Source organism: Bacillus sp. AF23, from assembly GCF_020861455.1.
Lineage (GTDB): Bacteria > Bacillota > Bacilli > Bacillales > Bacillaceae > Bacillus > Bacillus halotolerans.
The window spans coordinates 1-20,088 of sequence record NZ_JAJHVY010000035.1 but is presented as its reverse complement, the minus strand read 5'-3'; the positions used below and the strand labels follow the sequence as shown (position 1 = coordinate 20,088).

Sequence of the window (20,088 nt, the reverse complement as noted above, 5' to 3'; positions counted from 1 at the left end):
TGCGAGATTTCTTGTGAGAGCAGTAAGATTTTTTATGGCTGCGAGATTTCTTGTGAGAGCAGTAAGATTTTTTATGGCTGCGAGATTTCTTGTGTGAGCAGTAAGATTTTTTATGGCTGCGAGATTTCTTGTGTGAGCGGTACGATTTTTTATGGCTGCGAGATTTCTTGTGTGAGCGGTGCGACTTTTTATGACTGCGTTTTTTTCCACGAGGCTCTTGGTATAAATAAGTTTTTAAACCTTCTTTTTTTGCGGATTTCACCGCTTCTTTGATATCAGAATGGGAATAGTGGCCCAATTGAAATCCTCCTTTTTTTAATTGTTTTTAAGGATGAAGATCCTTACTACACACATAGTACGCAGGATTGTAAAAAGTGTATAAGTGTTCCGCTGAGATCTCACAAAAATAAAAGCCTAATTTTGAAGGGGGACTACGGATGAAGAATCAATCAAATTTGCCTCTGTATCAGCTGTTTATTCATCCAAAAGACTTACGGGAATTAAAAAAGGATATATGGGACGATGAACCGGTTCCGGCTGTGCTGAAAGTGAATCAGAAAAGATTTGATATCGACATCGCTTATCGCGGATCTCATATTAGAGATTTCAAAAAGAAGTCGTACCATATTTCCTATTATCAGCCGAAAACATTTCGCGGCGCCCGCGAGGTTCACTTGAATGCGGAATATAAAGATCCTTCCATGATAAGAAACAAATTGTCTCTCGATTTTTTCTCAGAGCTGGGCACGCTGTCTCCAAGGGCAGAATTTGTGTTTTTAAAGATAAATGGGAAGAATGAAGGAGTGTATCTTGAGCTTGAATCCGTCGATGAATATTATTTAGCGAAAAGGAAGCTGGCGGACGGAGCAGTTTTTTACGCGGTTGACGATGATGCTAATTTTTCTCTCGTGAGTGATTTGGAGAGGGATACGAAGAAGTCGCTTGAGCATGGGTATGAAAAGAAGACAGGGACTGAGGAAGATGATTTTTATTTACAGGATATGATCTTTAAAATTAATACTGTCCCGAAAGCTCAATTTAAATCAGAAGTGACAAAGCATGTGAATATCGATAAGTATTTGCGCTGGCTGGCCGGCATTGTGTTCACCTCAAACTATGACGGGTTTGTCCACAATTACGCTTTGTACAGAAGCGGGGAAACCGGATTATTTGAAGTGATTCCTTGGGACTATGATGCCACCTGGGGCAGGGATATCCATGGAGAGCGGATGGCTGCAGATTATGTAAGAATTCAAGGGTTTAATACATTAACCGCCCGCATTTTGGATGAACCCGAATTTCGTAAATCCTATAAGCATCTCCTAGAAAAAACGCTCCAATCTCTCTTTACAATTGAATATATGAAACCAAAAATATTGGCGCTTTATGATCAAATTAGGCCGTTTGTCCTGATGGACCCATATAAAAAAAGTGATATTGAACGTTTTGACCGTGAGCCGGAAGTGATTTTTGAGTATATTAAAAATCGTTCACAATACATCAACAGCAATTTAAGTATTTTGTGAATCCATGATTATAGGTATTCGCTGAAAAACAGACAATTAGGCTATTGAATTAGTTCAAGAAATAACTGTGACACGTATATATGCAATATATTTATCATCTATGTATAAATGACTAGGAGGGTAATGAATGAGCAAGAGGAGAATGAAAAATCATTCAAATCATGATATATCTTATTATCATTTTTTGCATTCAATGCAAGATAAAATTGTCACTGTATATCGAGGAGGTCCCGAATCTAAAAAAGGAAAATTGGTAGCTGTAAAATCAGATTATATCGCTTTGCAAACTGAAAAAAAAACCATTTATTATCAATTGGATCATGTAAAAAGTATTACAGAGGATACCAATAATAGCACAACAACAATTGAGACGGCAGAAATGGCTGACGCTGATGATTTTCACAGCTTAATCGGACAATTAATGAACCAATCCGTTCAATTAAATCAAGGCGGTCCGGAATCTAAAAAAGGAAGTTTGGTATGGCTAGGAGATGATTACGCTGCGTTAGACACAAATGAGGATGGAGTAGTTTATTTTAATATTCATCACATCAAAAGCATAAGTAAACATGAGTCCGCTTTAAATAAAGAAGGACATACGCCAAGTGTCTTGGAAGCTGATAACCTAAACGAAGTTTTTAAGAGTTTAACTCATAAATGGGTTTCGATTAATCGAGGAGGACCAGAAGCAATTGAAGGTATCCTCGTAGATAATGCGGATGGTCATTATACTTTAGTGAAAAATCAAGAAGTGCTTCGCATATATCCTTTTCATATCAAGAGCATCAGCTTAGGCCCAAAAGGCTCTTACAAAAAAGGCGATCAAAAGAAAGAACATGATGATAAAGAAGAAAGCAAAAATGATATAGACCAAAAACAAGAAAAAGAGGGGGACAGTAGCTCGTTAACCTCTTCAAAATCATATAGCTCATCAAGTTCGTCCAAATCAAATAAACGGTCACCGAGATCTTCAGATTATCAATCATCAAAATATGATCGTTCATCAGGCACCAAAAGCTCGTCCAAACCATATCGGTCATCAAGATCTTCAGATTATCAATCATCAAAATATGATCGTTCATCAGGCGCCAAAAGTTCATCCAAATCATATCGGTCATCAAGATCTTCAGATTATCAATCGTCAAAATATGATTGTTCATCAGACACCAAAAGTTCATCCAAATCATATTGGTCACCAAGATCTTCAGATTATCATAGCACCGAAAGCCAAAAGGAAGATTATAGCTATGAAACGATTGTCAAAACGATAGACTATCATTGGAAGCGCAAATTTTAATAGATAATGAAGGTGCATCAATAAAGTGATGCCCTTTTTCATTCAATTAAAGGGGGAGAATGGTGAAAGGTTTGAATCAATTTCTTGACACAGATGTTGATGTTGTCATTTCAGGAGATACAAGATTTGTTGGCACACTTATAGATATTGGACATGATATTTTTGTTATATTTAATGGCTGCAATTATCTTTATATTCCCTTGCTGCATCTCCATCAAATGAACAAAGCAATAATAAATACTAATACTGAGAAACCAATTTTAAGAGAACCGGAAGATACAATAATGCAGGCGGAAAATAATAGTTTTTCTTACAGAAACACATTAAACAATGTGAAAGGCAAATTTATTGAAGTTTATGTAACTGGGGATCGGTCGATACATGGATATGTTACAAGTGTTTTAAATGATTATATTGTATTTTTTTCACCTGTATTTAAAACACTTTTCATATCTATGCATCACTTAAAGTGGTTTACCCCTTATTCAACAGAGCAAACGCCGTACACTCTTGACAACTCTCAATTGCCTGTCGTACCTTCCAGTGTTTCACTTGTACGTAATTTTGAGGAGCAGATCAAAAAATATGTTGGCCAATTGGTTATATTTGATATGGGGGAAGTGCCAGAAAAAGTCGGTCTGTTAAAAGATGTATCTAATAATATCATTGAGCTGATTAACGCAAGTGGAAAGTCAATCATTTGGAAGTTAAATCATCTAAAGACAATGCATCTCCCCTAGCGTAGCCTATACTGAAAATAAACTGCCCTCGAATAAATAGCAGAAGGCAGTTTTTTATTTCATACACTGCTAAAGAAATAACCAACTGATCCAAAAATATAAACATGTTAACGTAAAAAGAACAGTCAGCGGAATGATTAAAATGGTCGTTTTTAAATATTCGCCCCAAGAAATACTTTCATCATGCTGTTTTAAAATATGCATCCAAATAAGTGTTGCTAATGTTCCTATAGGTAATAATAAGGAACCGATATCACTGCCGATAATATTTGCCAAGTAGATGATTTTTGCTGTTGATGGATTCAGGCTCATTTCTGTTAAGGTAAAAGTACTGATCATTAAAGCTGGATGGTTGTTAAATAGATTTGAAAAAATTGAGGTAGAGATACCAGACGCGAAAGTAGCATGGGCGAGGCTTCCAGAAACCACAGGTTCGAAATGACTCACAAGTAACTCAGTGAATCCTATATTATGCAGTCCATAAATGAGGACATACATAGTAAAAGCAAAAATAAAAATGTGCCAAGGTGCCTTGAAGAACAAGTCCCTGGGAGAGGTTTTGAAATAAACCCATCTCCAGGCCAAAAGGATAATCGATCCGATGACAGCGACAAGAGGAACGGAGATACCGGTATATGACGCGGCAAATAAGCTGATTCTGACGAGAAAAACAAATGCGAGTACAAATAACATTATCTTTGTTTGATTTCGTTCCGTTATCGGAGCTGATGGCGAATGAAGGGGATGGTACCTTCTGTGTCGCAGAGACTGAAAATGGTTCGGTATATCTGGCAGGCTTTTAGGAAGACGTTTATAAAAGAAAATAAACAGTAGGCAAGCCATAAAAATGAGTCCCATCATACTAGGGACAAACATCATGGCAGTGTGCAGGTATAGATCCATTCCAATCATTTTGAGAGAAATTAAATTTACAATATTACTTACGCCGATCGGTGCGCTGGAGGCTGTAGCTATTAAAACGCCGCTTATTAAATAAGGGGTTTTTTGATGTTTTTTCAAACCTAAATATTTTAAAACCAGCAAAAGGATGGGGGTTGTGATCAAAACGCTCCCATCATTATTTAGGAAAATGGTCATTAAAAAGCAAAGTGAATTGGTTAACCAAAAAAGCTTGATGCCTGATCCCCTGGATTGTTGGAGCAGCTTTGCAGCCACCCAATAAAAGAATCCGAAACTTTCTAATGCAATGGCCATGATCATAGTGGCAAGAATTGTGACCGATGCACCCGTGACTTTTGATCCTATTTCTCCTAAGTCGGTCAATGACACACTTCCGCATAATAACACCATTAAAGCGCCTATTGTCGCGGGAATAGCTTCATTTAATCCTTTCGGCCTCCAGAAAATAAAAATCATTGTTATGAAAAAAGCGAGCAATGTTAATATACTCGTGAACTGTGTAATATATTTCACCTCTCTATCTATCATTCTAAAATCAAACGATTGTCATGCGCTTACTAGTATCCTTGCCAACTATTTGTACTGTATGTATACGTATACTGATATGAAGTTGTACTAAGCGATTATATTATATTAATTAAAATTCCATGAGAATCCCAAAAGAAAAAAGAGTTTGCAAGTATCATTTCAGGTACTTGCATCACTCTCTTTAGTTCTTAACTGCTGACAATTTGAAATATTAATAAATTGCTTCAAAAGCGGATTTTGATTGTCTTTGCGATAGGCGATAACCCATTCGGCATTCAGCTGTATTTTATCTATTGTTCGATAAGTCACATCCAAGTTAAATAATTTTTTAGCTGAGGAAGGTACAAATGTAATCCCGATGCCGGCGCTGACTAATCCAATTACCATTTGATATTCAGTCGCTTCTTGTACAATATTTGGCTTAAAGCCAGCCTGCTCACAAAATTGGATGAAATCAATGTATAAAGTAGGCCATGCTTCCTTGGCTACAGTAATAATCGGTTCATCTCTCAAATCTTCAATTGTAATGGCTTCCTTAGATGTTAACGGGTGTTGTTTAGGCAAAGCTAAAACACAAGGGCTGCTTTGGGCAATTTCAGTATGCAATGCTGTGTGCTGTAAAGGAGGATGAAGTATACCAATATCAATGTTGCCCTTTAGCAGCTCCTCTTGCTGCCTAAACGAGGATATTTCACGTAATTCTATTTTTACTGATGGGAATTTTTTACGATATTCCCGGACAATCGGCGGCAGAAATTCATATGTAGCTGATCCGACAAAACCGATAACGAGATGGCCGTGCTCGCCGCGAGCCGTCCGCTGTGCCAATTCAATCGCTTGATCAATTTGCATCAAAGCCGTGCGGCAGTGATTTAAAAATATTTCTCCGGCTGCGGTTAGCTCCACAAATCGTTTTGTCCTCTTCAGAAGCGTCACCCCGACTTCTTTCTCCAGCTGTTTGATCTGCTGGCTGAGAGGAGGCTGTGTCATGTTCAGCCGAAGCGCAGCTTTCCCGAAATGAAGCTCTTCGGCAACTGCGATAAAGTATTGAAGGTGGCGAAGCTCCATCAATATGCATTCCTTTCTTAGGTTAATAATTCGTAATACATATTAATCATAAGTCGAATTGATATTGGAGGTCAATTTCCAAAGAGTGTATAGTGAAACGTATCACAAGATTTATTTAAATTTTTATGTTTAAAATGCATAATAAGGAGTGAGGGTGTTGACAAAAGCAACAAAAGAACAAAAATCCCTTGTGAAAAACAGAGGGGCGGAGCTTGTTGTTGATTGCTTAGTGGAGCAAGGTGTCACACATGTATTTGGCATTCCAGGTGCAAAAATTGATGCGGTATTTGACGCTTTACAAGATAAAGGGCCTGAGATCATTGTTGCACGGCATGAACAAAATGCGGCATTTATGGCGCAGGCTGTAGGCCGTTTAACTGGAAAACCGGGAGTCGTTTTAGTCACATCAGGACCGGGTGCTTCTAACCTGGCAACGGGACTGCTGACTGCAAACACTGAAGGTGACCCTGTCGTTGCGCTTGCTGGGAACGTTATCCGTGCCGATCGTTTAAAACGGACTCATCAATCATTGGATAATGCGGCGTTATTTCAGTCGATTACAAAATACAGTGTAGAGGTTCAAGACGTAAAAAACATACCGGAAGCTGTTACAAATGCATTTAGAGCAGCGTCAGCAGGTCAGGCTGGGGCCGCTTTTGTGAGCTTTCCGCAAGATGTTGTGAATGAAGTCACAAACACCAAAAACGTGCGTGCAGTGGCAGCGCCAAAACTGGGCCCTGCACCAGATGATGCAATCAGTGCGGCTATCGCAAAAATCCAAACAGCAAAACTTCCTGTTGTTTTAGTCGGAATGAAAGGCGGAAGACCTGAAGCGATTAAAGCGGTTCGCAAGCTTTTGAAAAAGGTTCAGCTTCCATTCGTAGAAACATATCAGGCTGCCGGGACTCTTACAAGAGAGTTAGAGGATCAATATTTCGGCCGTATCGGTTTATTCCGCAACCAGCCGGGCGATCTGCTGCTTGAGCAGGCTGATGTTGTTCTGACAATCGGCTATGACCCAATTGAATACGATCCGAAATTCTGGAATGTCAATGGAGACCGGACGATTATCCATCTGGATGAGATTCTGGCTGACATTGATCATGCTTACCAGCCTGAGCTTGAATTGATCGGGGATATCCCATCTACTTTGGATCATATCGAACATGATGCTGTAAAAGTGGATTTTGCGGAACGTGAGCAAAAAATCCTTTCTGATCTAAAAGAATATATGCATGAGGGAGAGCAGGTGCCTGCAGATTGGAAGTCAGACAGACTGCATCCTCTTGAAATCGTTAAAGCATTACGAAATGCAGTCGATGATAACGTCACAGTGACATGCGATATCGGTTCACACGCGATTTGGATGTCCCGTTATTTCCGCAGCTATGAGCCGTTAACATTAATGATCAGTAACGGTATGCAAACACTTGGTGTTGCGCTTCCGTGGGCAATCGGTGCTTCATTGGTGAAACCGGGAGAAAAAGTCGTTTCTGTCTCTGGTGACGGCGGTTTCTTATTCTCGGCAATGGAGTTAGAGACAGCGGTGCGCTTAAAAGCTCCAATTGTACACCTTGTATGGAACGACAGCACATATGACATGGTTGCATTCCAGCAATTGAAAAAATACAATCGTACATCTGCAGTCGAGTTCGGAAACATCGATATCGTGAAATATGCGGAAAGCTTCGGGGCAACCGGTTTGCGTGTCGAATCACCAGACCAGCTGGAAGATGTTCTGCGTCAAGCCATGAATGCTGAAGGCCCTGTTATCATTGATGTCCCAGTTGACTACAGTGATAACGTTAATTTAGCGAGTGACAAGCTCCCAAAAGAATTTGGAGAACTGATGAAAACAAAAGCTCTCTAGCACTCTGCGCACCAAGACACTGTTTTCGAAGAACAGCACATTACTAAAGGAGTGAAGGGAATATGAAACAAGAAAGCAACATTCAAATGCTGAGCCGCGGCAAAAAAGAACAGCCCGTTAGCCAAATTTATCAAGTATCAACAATGACTTCTCTTTTAGACGGAGTATATGATGGCGATTTTGAACTGTCAGATATTCCGAAATACGGGGACTTCGGTATCGGTACCTTTAACAAGCTTGATGGAGAGCTGATTGGCTTTGACGGCGAATTTTACCGTCTTCGTTCCGACGGCACTGCGACACCTGTGCAAAGCGGGGACCGCTCTCCGTTTTGCTCATTTACGTTCTTTACACCGGATATGACGCACAAAATTGATGCGAAAATGACACGTGAAGAATTTGAAAAAGAAATCAACAGCATTCTGCCAAGTAAAAACCTATTTTATGCCATCCGTATTGACGGATTGTTTAAAAAAGTGCAGACAAGAACGGTGGAACTGCAAGAAAAACCATATGTGCCAATGATTGAAGCGGTCAAAACACAGCCGATTTTCAACTTCGACAACATCAGAGGCACAATCGTTGGTTTCTTGACTCCTGCTTATGCGAACGGAATCGCCGTTTCTGGCTATCACCTGCACTTCATTGACGAAGGACGAAATTCAGGCGGACACGTCTTTGATTATGTGCTTGAGGATTGCACGGTTACGATTTCTCAAAAAATGAACATGAATCTCAGACTTCCAAATACAGCAGATTTCTTTAATGCCAATCTGGATAACCCGGATTTCGCCAAAGATATCGAAACGACTGAAGGAAGCCCAGAATAAAAAAAGCAAGCCCGCACATGTGCAGGGCTTGCTTTTTATTTGGCACTTTACCTGATTTTAGTTAAAATAACATTAAAATGATAAAGGTGTGGGTCTCATTGAAAATACTGGTTTTGGCTGTTCATCCTCAAATGGAAACCTCAGTCGTCAATAAGGCGTGGGCAGAGGAATTAAGTAAACATGACAATATCACTGTACGGGAGCTTTATAAGGAATATCCGGATGAAGCCATTGATGTTGCCAAAGAGCAGCAGCTGTGCGAGCAATACGATCGCATTGTGTTCCAATTCCCGCTTTATTGGTACAGCTCTCCGCCGCTTCTTAAAAAATGGCAGGATCTTGTGCTGACATACGGCTGGGCTTTCGGGTCAGAAGGGAAAGCTCTGCATGGCAAAGAGCTGATGCTGGCTGTTTCCACAGGAAGCGAAGCGGAAAAGTATCAGGCGGGCGGAGGGAATCATTATTCAATCAGTGAGCTCCTGAAGCCGTTTCAGGCGACAAGCAATCTGATTGGCATGACTTATCTCCCGCCATATGTGTTTTATGGCGTGAAATACGCAAATGCTGAGGATATTGCGATCAGTGCAAAACGGTTAGCTGATTATATCCAGCAGCCTTTTTCTTAAAAAAGAAAAGCCCTGTCCGGAATGGGACAGGGCTTTCTCTATTAAAAATCGGGTAATTCAGATAGGTTATTATCCTTTATGCCGTCTGGTTCACTTCGTAAAATGTCACGTCCGTATTTATGAAATACATCAACGTGAGCGATCTTTCCCGCTTTTGCTTCTGATAGCGCAGTGGGATAGTCCAGTTCTCTTCCTGTGTTCGTTTTCACCGCGATAATATTGTCTTCCTCATTTCTTCTGACCGCGATAATTTCTTCTTTTCCGGACGTATCAACTGGCTGATCGATATTTGTTTGTTTGGATTTATACGATTCATATGCAGCTTCAAATTGATCCATTTTTCCACCTCCATCCTTTAACGTAAACAAAAATGCTGTTGATCATGTATAGGTTTCGACACGGCATACGACAATATTTCCTGAGAAATATTTTGAATGCGACAATTCAATCCATCATTAGCGAAGAAAAAAGGGATTCCGTTCTGTAAACGGAATCCCTTTCGGTTATTTTGTCATCTGCAGGTCCTTTGTTTTGATATAACCTGTCTTACCGCCGTAATCTGCATAGACCCAATCAAAGTCAAAGCCGCCTTTTTTTGTTTTACTCCAGCCTAAAAAAGATACGCTTGTGTTAGCCGGGAGTGTCTTGATGCTTTTTCCTTCAGCGGATGTATATGCTTTCGTCTTTGTTTTGGTTTTTACCGTTGTTGCTGCCTTTACAATGTAATGAGTGGAGACAAAGCCTGTCTTTCCGTTTTTGTAATGAACCTTTGCCCAATCAGCGTTTGAAAACGAAATGAGCTTTAAGCTGTCGCCCAGATGAAGGGTGTCGGCTTTAGAGCTTGTAGCGGAGGCCTTTGTTCTGACATTCAGAGCCTCTGCTGAAACCAAGTAGGAATCAATCGGATAGCTGTATAAATCATCAATGCTTACGTTTGTTTCTGGCTGTTGTGCATGAATTGTGTTTGCGCCGCCGGCAGAAGCCGCAGTTATTCCGGCTGCAAGTGCAAGTGTAGACAGTATTTTCGTGGGTTTGTTCATTGCGTTCCTCTCCTCACATAAGAGAAATAATCATTTCTATTATTCCTTTCACGTTTTGGCCGGTTGCTAAACATAAAAAAGGATCAGATAAAGATCTGATCCTTTGCATTATTTTTTCGTTTCCAGTTTCAGAGGTGCTGATATTGTTTTCTTAACTTTCTTTCCATGTAAAATCTGATCCGCTGCTTCCGTTGCCAGTTTACCGATCAATTCAGGCTGCTGAGCGACAGTGGCTGAGAGCTTACCGTCTTTAATCGAAGAAATCGCATCCTTATTTCCGTCAAAACCGACGACTAAAATATCTTTGCCGGAGCTGTTAATTGCTTCGAGAGCTCCAAGCGCCATTTCATCATTATGAGCGAAAACCGCTTGGATATCCGGGTGTCCTTGGAGCAGATTTTCCATGACAGTCAGGCCTTTAGTGCGGTCAAAGTCAGCTGATTGTTTTGTGACAACATCCAGCTTTTGATCTGCGATTTTGTGAAAGCCTGAACCGCGCTCCCGTGTAGCGGAGGCACCCGGAACGCCTTCAAGCTCCGCCACCTTAGCACCTTTTCCAAGCTTGTCTGCGATGAACTCTGCGGCCATTTCTCCGCCTTTTACATTGTCTGAAGCCACGAGGGTTTCTATTTTGCCTTGTTCAGCGGACCGGTCGATTGAGACGACAGGCACACCAATCGAATTTGCAGACTCTACTGCCGTTGAAATAGCCGAAGAATCAGTTGGATTGATTAACAGGGCATCAACGCCTTGCTGAATTAAGTCCTCCACATCACTTGTCTGCTTGGAGGAATCATTTTGTGCATCGACGATGATGACCTTCATTCCGCGCTTTTCCGCTTCTTTTTCAATTCCCTTTTTTAAAGAAACAAAAAAGGGATTGTTAAGCGTTGAGATCGACAAGCCGATGGTAAATTCCTTTTTCTTATCTGAGTTTGACGGCTTCGCCCATTGGGGAGGCTCAAGCGAACAGGCGCTCAATACAAACAGTGACAGCGTCAAAATGACGGATACAGCCTTTTTCATGTAAAACCCTCCTATGCTGACTTTTTGCGGTCTAATAATACCGCGATTAAAATGACAATCCCTTTAACAACCAGCTGATAAAATGATGAGACGCCAAGCAGGTTGAGTCCGTTATTGAGTGTGCCGATAATCAGCACCCCGATTAACGTTCCGACAATGCGCCCGCGGCCCCCGGAAAGACTCGTTCCGCCTAAGACAACCGCTGCGATGGCATCCAGTTCATATGATTCTCCAGCTGTCGGCTGTGCCGAGTGGAGACGGGAAGTCAAAATCGCGCCGGCAAGGGCGGATAATAGACCGGCTAAAGCATAAATTATGACTTTTACACGTGTGACTTTTATGCCTGAGATGAGTGCCGCTTTTTCATTGCCGCCAATTGCGTATGTCCGGCGCCCGAACGGCGTTTTGTGTAGCAGCACCCAAAGGATAACAAAGGCGAGAACCATTGTAATTGCAGGTACTGGAATTCCTAAGAAATAACCGCGGCCGAACAGCTGAAAGGCATAGTTAGTGCCAAGCCCTGTGATCGGGTTTCCGTCTGTATACACAAGAGTAAGTCCGCGGAAGACAGTCATGGTCGCAAGCGTCGCGATAAAAGGGGCCATTTTCCCTTTTGTGATTAACAGTCCGTTGATCATCCCGAGAAGAGCGCCAATCAAACAGCCTATGATGACGGCGAGAATCGGGTCGGCACCAGATACAATCATACCCGCGACTAAGGCGCTGGACAGAGCGAGAATAGCCCCGACAGAAAGATCAATGCCGCCAGTTAAAATAACGAAGGTCATGCCGAATGCGATCAATCCGTTAATCGCCACCTGCCGAAGCAGGTTTAAAATATTCAAAGGCTCAAGAAAGCTCGGGTTTAAAATCGATACGATCATAACGAGAATAAATAAACCGAGAAACGGGCCGAGCTTCTGCATGATGCCATCGAAGTGAATCTGTTTTTTTTCTGATTGCTTCAGTTGTTCCGTTTTCATGTTACCGCCCTCCCGTGGCAAGTGTCATAATTCGTTCTTGTGTCGCTTCACGCGCTTCGATGTCTCCGCTGATTCTGCCTTCATGGACGACGATGATTCTGTCACTCATCCCGAGTATTTCCGGCAGCTCTGATGACACCATAATGATGCCGACACCGCGTTCAGTGAGCTCATTCATCAGCGTATAGATTTCCCGTTTCGCACCCACATCCACGCCTCTTGTCGGCTCATCCAATATGAGCACTTTTGGGCCGATACCGATCCATTTGGCAGTCACGACCTTTTGCTGGTTGCCGCCAGACAAATGGCGCGCGTGCGTTTCTGGTGAAGCCGTTTTGATGGTCAGGCGTTTTATGAGAAGGTCTACAAACGCTGCTTCCCGCTTGTGATCAATGATGCCCTTTGGAGAAAAACTGGACAAATTGGGCAGCGCAATATTTTCCCGAATCGATGTGTCGAGCAGCAGTCCTTCATCCTTGCGGTTTTCCGTAATAAAACCGAGCCCTTTTTTCACAGCATCATACGGATTTTTAATCGCAGTCTTTTTTCCTGCAATCCAAATCTCACCCGAATCGATCCGGTCAATGCCAAACAGTCCTCTCATTATTTCTGTTCGTCCGGCTCCCATTAAACCGGAAACGCCGACAATTTCACCGGAACGGACATAAAAGCTGATATCTTCAAAGCTTCCTTTTGAGGAGACGTTTTTCACCTCGAATATTTTGTCTCCGAGTGAAGGGACGCGTTTAGGATACCGTTCCGTCAGCTCACGTCCGACCATTTTTTTCACGACCTCGTCAAAATTGGTTTCTGAAATGTTTGTTGTATCAACGGTTTTTCCGTCACGCATAATGGTGATTCTGTCGCAAATCGTAAAAATTTCTTCCATTCGATGTGAGATGTATACAATGGATACACCGTTCTTTTTTAAAGCCGTAATGACGTCAAACAGCTTGCTGATTTCCCGTTCAGTCAAAGCCGCGGTAGGTTCATCCATAATGATCACCTCGGCATTTGTCATGAGCGCTTTTGCGATTTCAATCATCTGCTGCTGTCCGACAGAACATTCACCCGCTTCTTGATCAAGTGAAAGAGAGACGGACAGTTTATCAAATTGTTCTTTTGCTAGCGCTTTCATTTTTCTGGTTTGTAAAATACCAAATTTCGTTGACATTTCTTTTCCGATAAATAGATTCTCAAGTACGGACATGTCCGGCCAGATATTCAGTTCCTGATGGATGAAGGCGATTCCGTGCTGCTCAGCTTCCTTCGGATTGGAGAAATACGTCTCGTTACCGTTTATGGTGATCCGTCCTTTGTCCAGTTTGTGCAGGCCAGTCAGGATGTTCATCAGGGTGGACTTGCCGGCGCCGTTTTCTCCCATCAGTGCGTGAACTTCGCCAGGCTTGAGCTGAAAGGACACACCTGAAAGCACCTGGTTTTTTCCGAATGCTTTATGAATGTCATTCATTTCGATTTGCATATCGGTCCTCCTTTCTAGAAAAGCACACCCGCCTGCAGGATGCAGTTGGTGTATGGTGTGAATTCTCCTGTTCGTATGACAGCTTTAGCTTCTTTGGTCAGCTCCTTAAATTCCTCGTGGGGAAGGCAGTCAACTGCCTCTTCAGAAAAAAGGGTTTCTATAAAACTCGCATTCTCTGGATTGGATACCTTTATTTCGGATGCGACAATTACTTTTTCAACCGCCATTTCATCTGCCAGCACTGCGGCTACATCCCGGAAAGCCGGGAAACCCGGCTTCAGTGAGAGATCAATTTTCAGGACGCCGTCAGGAACGGGAAGCCCTGCATCAGCGATGACAATTTTGTCAGTATGGCCAAGGTCAGCCAATAGCTTGGCAAGATGACTGTTCAGTATACCGTGTCTTTTCATGACAGCAGCTCCTCTACTTCTTTTCTGGACGGCATCCCGCCTTGAGCGCCGAAAGAACATACAGATAGGGAGGCGGCGCGGTTTGCGAACCGTAATGCGGCTTCAATATCTTTTTCCTCCGCCAGCGCCACTGCAAGAGCCGCGTTAAACGTATCACCCGCCCCGGTTGTATCGACAGGCTCAACGGGGAAGGAAGGGATGATCCGCTCTTTGCTGCCGGATGAATAGCGCACGCCTTGTTTGCCTTCAGTAATAAAGAGCTTTGCCGGATAAAGCGCCAATGCTGCAGAAACCGTCAGCTCCGGAAATAAGATCGCCGCCTCATGTTCATTCGGCGTAAGATAGGTGGCATGGTCAATGGTTTCCTGCTTCAGCGGGCGGGCCGGTGCCGGGTTAAGCATGATCGGGATGTCGTGAGAATGGCAGTATCTGCACACTTCATCAACCGTTTCTTCCGGGATTTCCTGCTGAATCAGAACCATATCGATATTTTCAAGCTTTTCAAGAGCGTCTATCGCATAAGATGGGGTGATCTCATCATTCGCACCTTTAACGACGACAATACTGTTATCACCTTCGGCAAGCACGATGTGGGCGGTGCCGCTTTCTTTATGTGTAACCGGTTCCATATAGTCGGTGCGAACACCGTTTGCTTTTAAATTATTCATAATGGCTGTTCCATAATGATCGTCACCAACCTTGCCAATCATAAAAACATTGGCGCCGAGTCTGGCGGCGGCAACAGCCTGATTCGCGCCTTTACCGCCCGGCACAGTTTGAAATGAAGTACCCAGTACGGTTTCGCCCGCGTTTGGGCGTTTGTCTGAGGTGACCACCAAATCCATAGAACAGCTTCCTATCACACAAATATTACGCATCGTTTTCTTCCTTTCTTGTCGTGTTTCTTCTTATATACATGACGGGCATTTGAATCGCCGTTTCTGCGAGAGGCTGTTTTTTTATGATGCTCAAAAGAAGTTTAGCCGCTTCTTTACCCATGTCATATGCCGGCTGTTTAATCGTTGACAGCGGCGGAAACAGCAGCTCGCTTTGGGGAATATCATCGTAGCCGATAATTTGAATATCCTCGGGCACTTTTTTCCCGCGCCGCAAAGCTTCATGCAAAACAGCCGCTGCTTGAATGTCATTACTGGCAATTACCCCGTCTGTCTCAGGATATAAGACAAACAGCTCCTTTGCCAGTGCCTGTGCATCCTTAAAAGAAAAGGACGCCGTCTCGATGATCTGAAAATCAACACCCGCCTGCTGTAATACCTCTAAAGCGCCGTGAAAGCGGTCTTGGGCAGTGGGCAGGTGAGCAGGGCCCTTCAGGAGCGTAATGTGTTTGCTTTTTCCATGAACAATTGCTTCCGCTGCTAATTTTCCTCCGGTATGTCCGTCACTGGATACAGAAGGAGCGCCTTCAGGTGTTCTGTCCAGGAAAACGACTGGTTGATCAATGCCGCTGTATTCCTCAAGATGCGGATAATTTGTTGCAGCAATAATACCTGCGACATGATTTTGTTTAAAGGTTTGAAGGTATTCAAGTTCTTTATTTAATTCCTCGTCACTGTTGCCGAAAATAAGCCGATAGCCTTCTCGGTTCAATTCATCCTCCGCGCCGCGGGCAAGCTGGGGGAAGAAAGGGTTTGTAATGTCCGGAAGCAAAAGCCCGATCAGCCTGGATTCTCTTTTATAAAGAGACCTGGCGACTTCGTTCGGATAATAGTTCAGCTTCTCCATGGCGGCCATCACACGTATTCTCGTTTCTTTATGCACATAGCCGTTGTCATTCAGAACGCGGGAGACCGTTGCAACTGAGACGCCCGCGGCTCCCGCGACATCTTTAATTGTAGCCAACACAGCTCCTCCTCATATATGTAACCGTTTACATAGATAGATTATCATGAACATTCTGTTATTGGCAATAAGAAAAAAAAAAATAAAACATGGCGATAGAGCAAACCGAACTGTAAATGGTGTATAAATATGAGAATTTAAATATCTTCACGCTTTTTTTGACAAAGTCTTCACAAATCTGGATGAACATTTCATGAACGAATATTAAGTTTTATTAAAATTGTTTCAAAGTCATGCGTTTAGACCTGTAAATAGGATAAAACAGATTAGACTATCCGCCCAGGAAATGTTTAATTATGTTAGAGAACCTGGACCTGTTTGTTTGCCGTTTTTATTGCAGGGGCCATTAGTCAATTTGGAATGGGCCTAATATTGTCTATTCCGTGCAGAAAGGATGACATTATGACCTTATCCTTAAGAAACAGGCAGAAATAATTTTGTGTTCATAAGAACCGGAAACACGCATTGTATCAGCAAAAGCCTGATATACCGGGCCGGAAAAAAGATTGATTTGAAATGCATATTAAACTGAACATTCAAGGCGTGACTAAACGTCCAGAAGGAAATCATTTGGTAAATGAAAGCGCATTCGTTTTTAGTATTAAAAAAATCGATAAGATGTAAGTCCTGTCGATTTCCAAAAATAGAAAACACTTTGTAGGTACAAAATCTCTTTCAAAAGAGAAGTTTGGCTCAGTAGATTAGGGGAGATTATGTTACATAATGCCGATTGAGAATTCATAGTGATTCTATATACTGATGAATGAATTTACAACAATATAGAAGGAGATGTCGATAAGCAATGTGGTTACTCATTATAGCCTGTGCTGTCATACTGGTCATCGGAATATTAGAAAAACGGCGACATCAGAAAAACATTGATGCCCTCCCTGTTCGAGTGAATATTAACGGCATCCGAGGAAAGTCCACTGTGACAAGGCTGACAACCGGAATATTAATAGAAGCCGGTTACAAAACTGTCGGAAAAACGACAGGAACGGACGCAAGAATGATCTATTGGGATACACCGGAGGAAAAGCCGATTAAACGGAAACCTCAGGGACCGAATATCGGCGAACAAAAAGAAGTCATGAGAGAAACGGTAGAAAGAGGAGCCAACGCCCTCGTCAGTGAATGTATGGCCGTTAATCCGGACTATCAAATTATCTTTCAGGAAGAACTTCTTCAAGCTAATATCGGTGTCATCGTAAACGTGCTGGAAGACCATATGGATGTCATGGGACCGACGCTAGATGAAATTGCGGAAGCGTTTACCGCTACTATTCCTTATAATGGCCATCTTGTCATTACAGATAGTGAATATACCGAGTTCTTTAAACAAAAAGCCAAAGAGCGAAACACAAAAGTCATCATTGCTGATAACTCGAAAATTACTGATGAATATCTTCGTAAATTTGAATATATGGTATTCCCTGATAATGCTTCTCTCGCATTGGGTGTGGCTCAAGCACTCGGCATTGATGAAGAAACAGCGTTTAAAGGAATGCTGAATGCGCCGCCAGATCCGGGAGCAATGAGAATTCTTCCGCTGATCAGTCCGAGCGAGCCTGGGCACTTTGTTAATGGGTTTGCCGCAAACGACGCTTCTTCTACTTTGAATATATGGAAACGTGTAAAAGAAATCGGTTATCCGACCGATGATCCGATCATCATTATGAACTGCCGCGCAGACCGTGTGGATCGGACACAGCAATTCGCAAATGACGTATTGCCTTATATTGAAGCAAGTGAACTGATTTTAATCGGTGAAACAACAGAACCAATCGTAAAAGCTTATGAAGAAGGTAAAATTCCTGCAGACAAACTGCATGATCTGGAGTACAAATCAACGGAAGAAATTATGGAATTGTTAAAGAAAAGAATGCACAACCGTGTCATATATGGCGTCGGCAACATTCATGGTGCCGCAGAGCCGTTAATTGAAAAAATCCACGAATATAAGGTTAAGCAGCTCGTAAGCTAGGAGGAAATGCAGACATGTTCGGATCAGATTTATACATTGCACTCATTTTAGGTGTACTACTCAGTTTAATTTTTGCGGAAAAAACAGGGATTGTGCCGGCAGGGCTTGTTGTACCGGGGTATTTAGGACTTGTGTTTAATCAGCCGGTCTTTATTTTACTCGTATTATTAGTCAGCTTGCTCACCTATGTCATTGTGAAATTCGGTTTATCCAAGTTTATGATTTTGTATGGACGCAGAAAATTCGCTGCCATGCTGATCACAGGAATCGTCCTGAAAATTGCCTTTGATTTTCTATACCCGATTGTACCATTTGAAATCGCAGAATTTCGAGGAATCGGCATTATCGTGCCAGGTTTAATCGCCAATACCATTCAGAAACAAGGATTAACAATTACGTTCGGAAGCACGCTGCTATTAAGCGGAGCGACCTTTGCTATCATGTTTGTTTACTACTTAATTTAATGTAAGGTGTGTCAAACGATGAAAAAAGAACTGAGCTTTCATGAAAAGCTGCTGAAGCTGACAAAACAGCAAAAAAAGAAAACCAATAAGCACGTATTTATCGCAATTCCGATCGTTTTTGTCCTCATGTTTGCTTTTATGTGGGCAGGTAAAGCAGAGACGCCAAAGGTTAAAACCTATTCAGATGACGTTCTTTCAGCCTCATTTGTAGGCGATATTATGATGGGGCGCTATGTTGAGAGAGTAACGGAACAAAAAGGGGTAAGCAGTATTTTTCAATACGTTGAGCCTATCTTTAAAGCATCAGACTACGTAGCCGGAAACTTTGAAAACCCGGTAACTTATAAAAAGAACTATAAGGAAGCAGAAAAAGAAATTCATTTGCAGACAAACAAGGAATCCGTAAAAGTCCTGAAGGATATGAATTTCACGGTCCTTAACGGCGCGAATAACCATGCCATGGATTACGGCGCACAGGGCATGAAAGATACACTTGAGGAATTTTCGAAACATAACCTTGATATCGTTGGGGCTGGATACAGCTTGAGCGATGCGAAAAAGAATATCTCATATCAAGAAGTAAATGGGGTAACTATCGCAACCCTTGGATTCACGGATGTATCCGGCAAAGGTTTCGCGGCTAAAAAGAATACACCGGGCGTGCTTCCCGCAGATCCGGAAGTCTTTATCCCTATGATTTCAGAAGCGAAAAAACATGCTGATGTCGTAGTTGTACAGTCACACTGGGGACAAGAGTATGATAATGATCCGAATGACCGTCAGCGCCAATTGGCAAGAGCTATGTCTGATGCAGGTGCCGATATCATCGTCGGCCATCACCCGCACGTCCTTGAACCGATCGAAGTCTATAACGGGACCGTCATTTTCTACAGTCTGGGGAACTTTGTGTTTGACCAAGGCTGGACAAGAACCAGAGACAGTGCGCTCGTGCAGTATCATTTGAAGAAAAACGGAACGGGACACTTTGAGGTAACGCCGATTGATATCCATGAAGCGACACCTGCCCCGGTTAAAAAAGGCAGTCTGAAACAGAAAACAATTATTCGCGAACTGACGAAAGACTCTAATTTTGCATGGAAAGTAGAAGACGGAAAACTGACTTTTGATGTCGATCACAGTGACAAACTAAAATCTAAATAATGGAGTGATATAAGATGAAATTTGTCAAAGCCATCTGGCCATTTGTTGCCGTTGCAGTCGTGTTTATGTTTATGTCAGCTTTCAAATTCAACGATCAGCTGAGTGATCAGGAGAAGCAGAAAATCGATACAGAAATTCATAAAATTCAACAGCAGGAAGAAACGGCAAACGCCGCTAAATAACACACAAAAAAAAGAGAATGTCTTACGAGACATTCTCAGGCTGTCGAGAAAATCTCGACAGCCTTTATTTTTCCTTAAAATATCCATTC

21 protein-coding genes are annotated in these 20,088 nt (G+C 42.3%); 10 read left to right on the top strand and 11 right to left on the bottom strand.

Going from position 1 to position 20,088, the window contains the following annotated elements; translation table 11 throughout:
- Nucleotides 1-298 (bottom strand): spore coat protein CotG (cotG, locus tag LNN34_RS18520; RefSeq protein ID WP_411809964.1); only part of this gene is annotated, 298 nt, incomplete at its 3' end.
- A 139-nt stretch (nt 299-437) separates the two neighbouring features.
- On the opposite strand from cotG, the gene cotH reads away from it, so the two are divergent.
- From cotH to LNN34_RS18505, 3 genes are all read left to right on the top strand, one after another.
- A complete protein-coding gene (cotH, locus tag LNN34_RS18515; RefSeq protein ID WP_059353671.1) occupies nt 438-1,526 on the top strand; it encodes a spore coat protein CotH in 1,089 nt (362 codons plus the stop codon).
- A gap of 127 nt (nt 1,527-1,653) precedes the next feature.
- Nucleotides 1,654-2,823 carry a spore coat protein CotH gene (locus LNN34_RS18510; RefSeq protein WP_229044133.1) on the top strand — a complete coding sequence of 390 codons (1,170 nt, stop codon included), beginning with the start codon at nt 1,654-1,656 and terminating at the stop codon, nt 2,821-2,823.
- A gap of 62 nt (nt 2,824-2,885) precedes the next feature.
- A complete protein-coding gene (locus tag LNN34_RS18505) occupies nt 2,886-3,563 on the top strand; it encodes a DUF2642 domain-containing protein (protein WP_083244491.1) in 678 nt (225 codons plus the stop codon).
- 69 nt (nt 3,564-3,632) lie between these two features.
- Here LNN34_RS18505 and LNN34_RS18500 read toward each other — a convergent pair whose 3' ends face one another.
- Nucleotides 3,633-4,961, bottom strand: coding sequence for an arsenic transporter (locus LNN34_RS18500; RefSeq protein WP_082687837.1), 1,329 nt, complete (start codon nt 4,959-4,961; stop codon nt 3,633-3,635).
- A 210-nt stretch (nt 4,962-5,171) separates the two neighbouring features.
- Nucleotides 5,172-6,080: an acetoin biosynthesis transcriptional regulator AlsR gene (gene alsR, locus LNN34_RS18495; RefSeq protein WP_024123080.1), complete on the bottom strand. Its 909-nt coding sequence runs from the start codon at nt 6,078-6,080 to the stop codon at nt 5,172-5,174.
- Nucleotides 6,081-6,237: 157 nt separating this feature from the next.
- Here alsR and alsS point away from each other — a divergent pair, with 157 nt between their 5' ends.
- The 3 genes from alsS (at nt 6,238) to LNN34_RS18480 (ending at nt 9,406) form a co-directional block, all read left to right on the top strand.
- Nucleotides 6,238-7,950 carry an acetolactate synthase AlsS gene (gene alsS / locus LNN34_RS18490; RefSeq protein ID WP_024123079.1) on the top strand — a complete coding sequence of 571 codons (1,713 nt, stop codon included), beginning with the start codon at nt 6,238-6,240 and terminating at the stop codon, nt 7,948-7,950.
- Between the two features lie 62 nt (nt 7,951-8,012).
- Nucleotides 8,013-8,780, top strand: a complete 768-nt coding sequence (gene budA / locus LNN34_RS18485) for an acetolactate decarboxylase (RefSeq protein ID WP_059335089.1) — start codon at nt 8,013-8,015, stop codon at nt 8,778-8,780.
- Nucleotides 8,781-8,878: 98 nt separating this feature from the next.
- Nucleotides 8,879-9,406 carry an NAD(P)H-dependent oxidoreductase gene (locus LNN34_RS18480; RefSeq protein ID WP_044159591.1) on the top strand — a complete coding sequence of 176 codons (528 nt, stop codon included), beginning with the start codon at nt 8,879-8,881 and terminating at the stop codon, nt 9,404-9,406.
- Nucleotides 9,407-9,447: 41 nt separating this feature from the next.
- Here LNN34_RS18480 and LNN34_RS18475 read toward each other — a convergent pair whose 3' ends face one another.
- The 8 genes from LNN34_RS18475 to LNN34_RS18440 all read right to left on the bottom strand — a co-directional run bounded on the left by LNN34_RS18475 (nt 9,448) and on the right by LNN34_RS18440 (nt 16,208).
- Nucleotides 9,448-9,744, bottom strand: coding sequence for a DUF3892 domain-containing protein (locus tag LNN34_RS18475; RefSeq protein ID WP_024123076.1), 297 nt, complete (start codon nt 9,742-9,744; stop codon nt 9,448-9,450).
- 165 nt (nt 9,745-9,909) lie between these two features.
- A complete protein-coding gene (locus LNN34_RS18470; RefSeq protein ID WP_229044131.1) occupies nt 9,910-10,446 on the bottom strand; it encodes an SH3 domain-containing protein in 537 nt (178 codons plus the stop codon).
- A 108-nt stretch (nt 10,447-10,554) separates the two neighbouring features.
- On the bottom strand, nt 10,555-11,472 hold the full coding sequence (rbsB, locus tag LNN34_RS18465; protein ID WP_229044129.1) for a ribose ABC transporter substrate-binding protein RbsB: 918 nt from the start codon (nt 11,470-11,472) through the stop codon (nt 10,555-10,557).
- Between the two features lie 11 nt (nt 11,473-11,483).
- Nucleotides 11,484-12,455 carry an ABC transporter permease gene (gene rbsC, locus LNN34_RS18460; protein ID WP_229044127.1) on the bottom strand — a complete coding sequence of 324 codons (972 nt, stop codon included), beginning with the start codon at nt 12,453-12,455 and terminating at the stop codon, nt 11,484-11,486.
- A 1-nt stretch (nt 12,456) separates the two neighbouring features.
- Nucleotides 12,457-13,938, bottom strand: coding sequence for a sugar ABC transporter ATP-binding protein (locus LNN34_RS18455; RefSeq protein WP_229044125.1), 1,482 nt, complete (start codon nt 13,936-13,938; stop codon nt 12,457-12,459).
- Between the two features lie 14 nt (nt 13,939-13,952).
- A complete protein-coding gene (rbsD, locus tag LNN34_RS18450) occupies nt 13,953-14,348 on the bottom strand; it encodes a D-ribose pyranase (RefSeq protein WP_229044123.1) in 396 nt (131 codons plus the stop codon).
- The gene (gene rbsK, locus LNN34_RS18445) at nt 14,345-15,226 is read right to left on the bottom strand and encodes a ribokinase (protein ID WP_059292406.1); all 882 of its coding nucleotides are present in this window, start codon (nt 15,224-15,226) and stop codon (nt 14,345-14,347) included. Before rbsK ends, rbsD begins: the two co-directional genes overlap by 4 nt.
- Nucleotides 15,219-16,208 (bottom strand): LacI family DNA-binding transcriptional regulator, encoded by a 990-nt coding sequence (locus tag LNN34_RS18440; protein ID WP_044159578.1) that lies wholly within the window; start codon nt 16,206-16,208, stop codon nt 15,219-15,221. The genes rbsK and LNN34_RS18440 overlap by 8 nt, the downstream gene beginning before the upstream one ends.
- A gap of 802 nt (nt 16,209-17,010) precedes the next feature.
- On the opposite strand from LNN34_RS18440, the gene pgsB reads away from it, so the two are divergent.
- From pgsB to LNN34_RS18420, 4 genes are read left to right on the top strand one after another with little or no spacing between them, the layout of a single operon-like run.
- Nucleotides 17,011-18,192 (top strand): poly-gamma-glutamate synthase PgsB, encoded by a 1,182-nt coding sequence (gene pgsB, locus LNN34_RS18435; protein ID WP_019715925.1) that lies wholly within the window; start codon nt 17,011-17,013, stop codon nt 18,190-18,192.
- 14 nt (nt 18,193-18,206) lie between these two features.
- The gene (gene pgsC, locus LNN34_RS18430; protein WP_010332116.1) at nt 18,207-18,656 is read left to right on the top strand and encodes a poly-gamma-glutamate biosynthesis protein PgsC; all 450 of its coding nucleotides are present in this window, start codon (nt 18,207-18,209) and stop codon (nt 18,654-18,656) included.
- Between the two features lie 18 nt (nt 18,657-18,674).
- Nucleotides 18,675-19,817, top strand: coding sequence for a capsular polyglutamate synthetase PgsA (gene pgsA / locus LNN34_RS18425; RefSeq protein ID WP_193659800.1), 1,143 nt, complete (start codon nt 18,675-18,677; stop codon nt 19,815-19,817).
- Between the two features lie 14 nt (nt 19,818-19,831).
- Nucleotides 19,832-19,999, top strand: a complete 168-nt coding sequence (locus tag LNN34_RS18420; RefSeq protein ID WP_044159572.1) for a hypothetical protein — start codon at nt 19,832-19,834, stop codon at nt 19,997-19,999.
- Nucleotides 20,000-20,088: the final 89 nt, after the last annotated feature.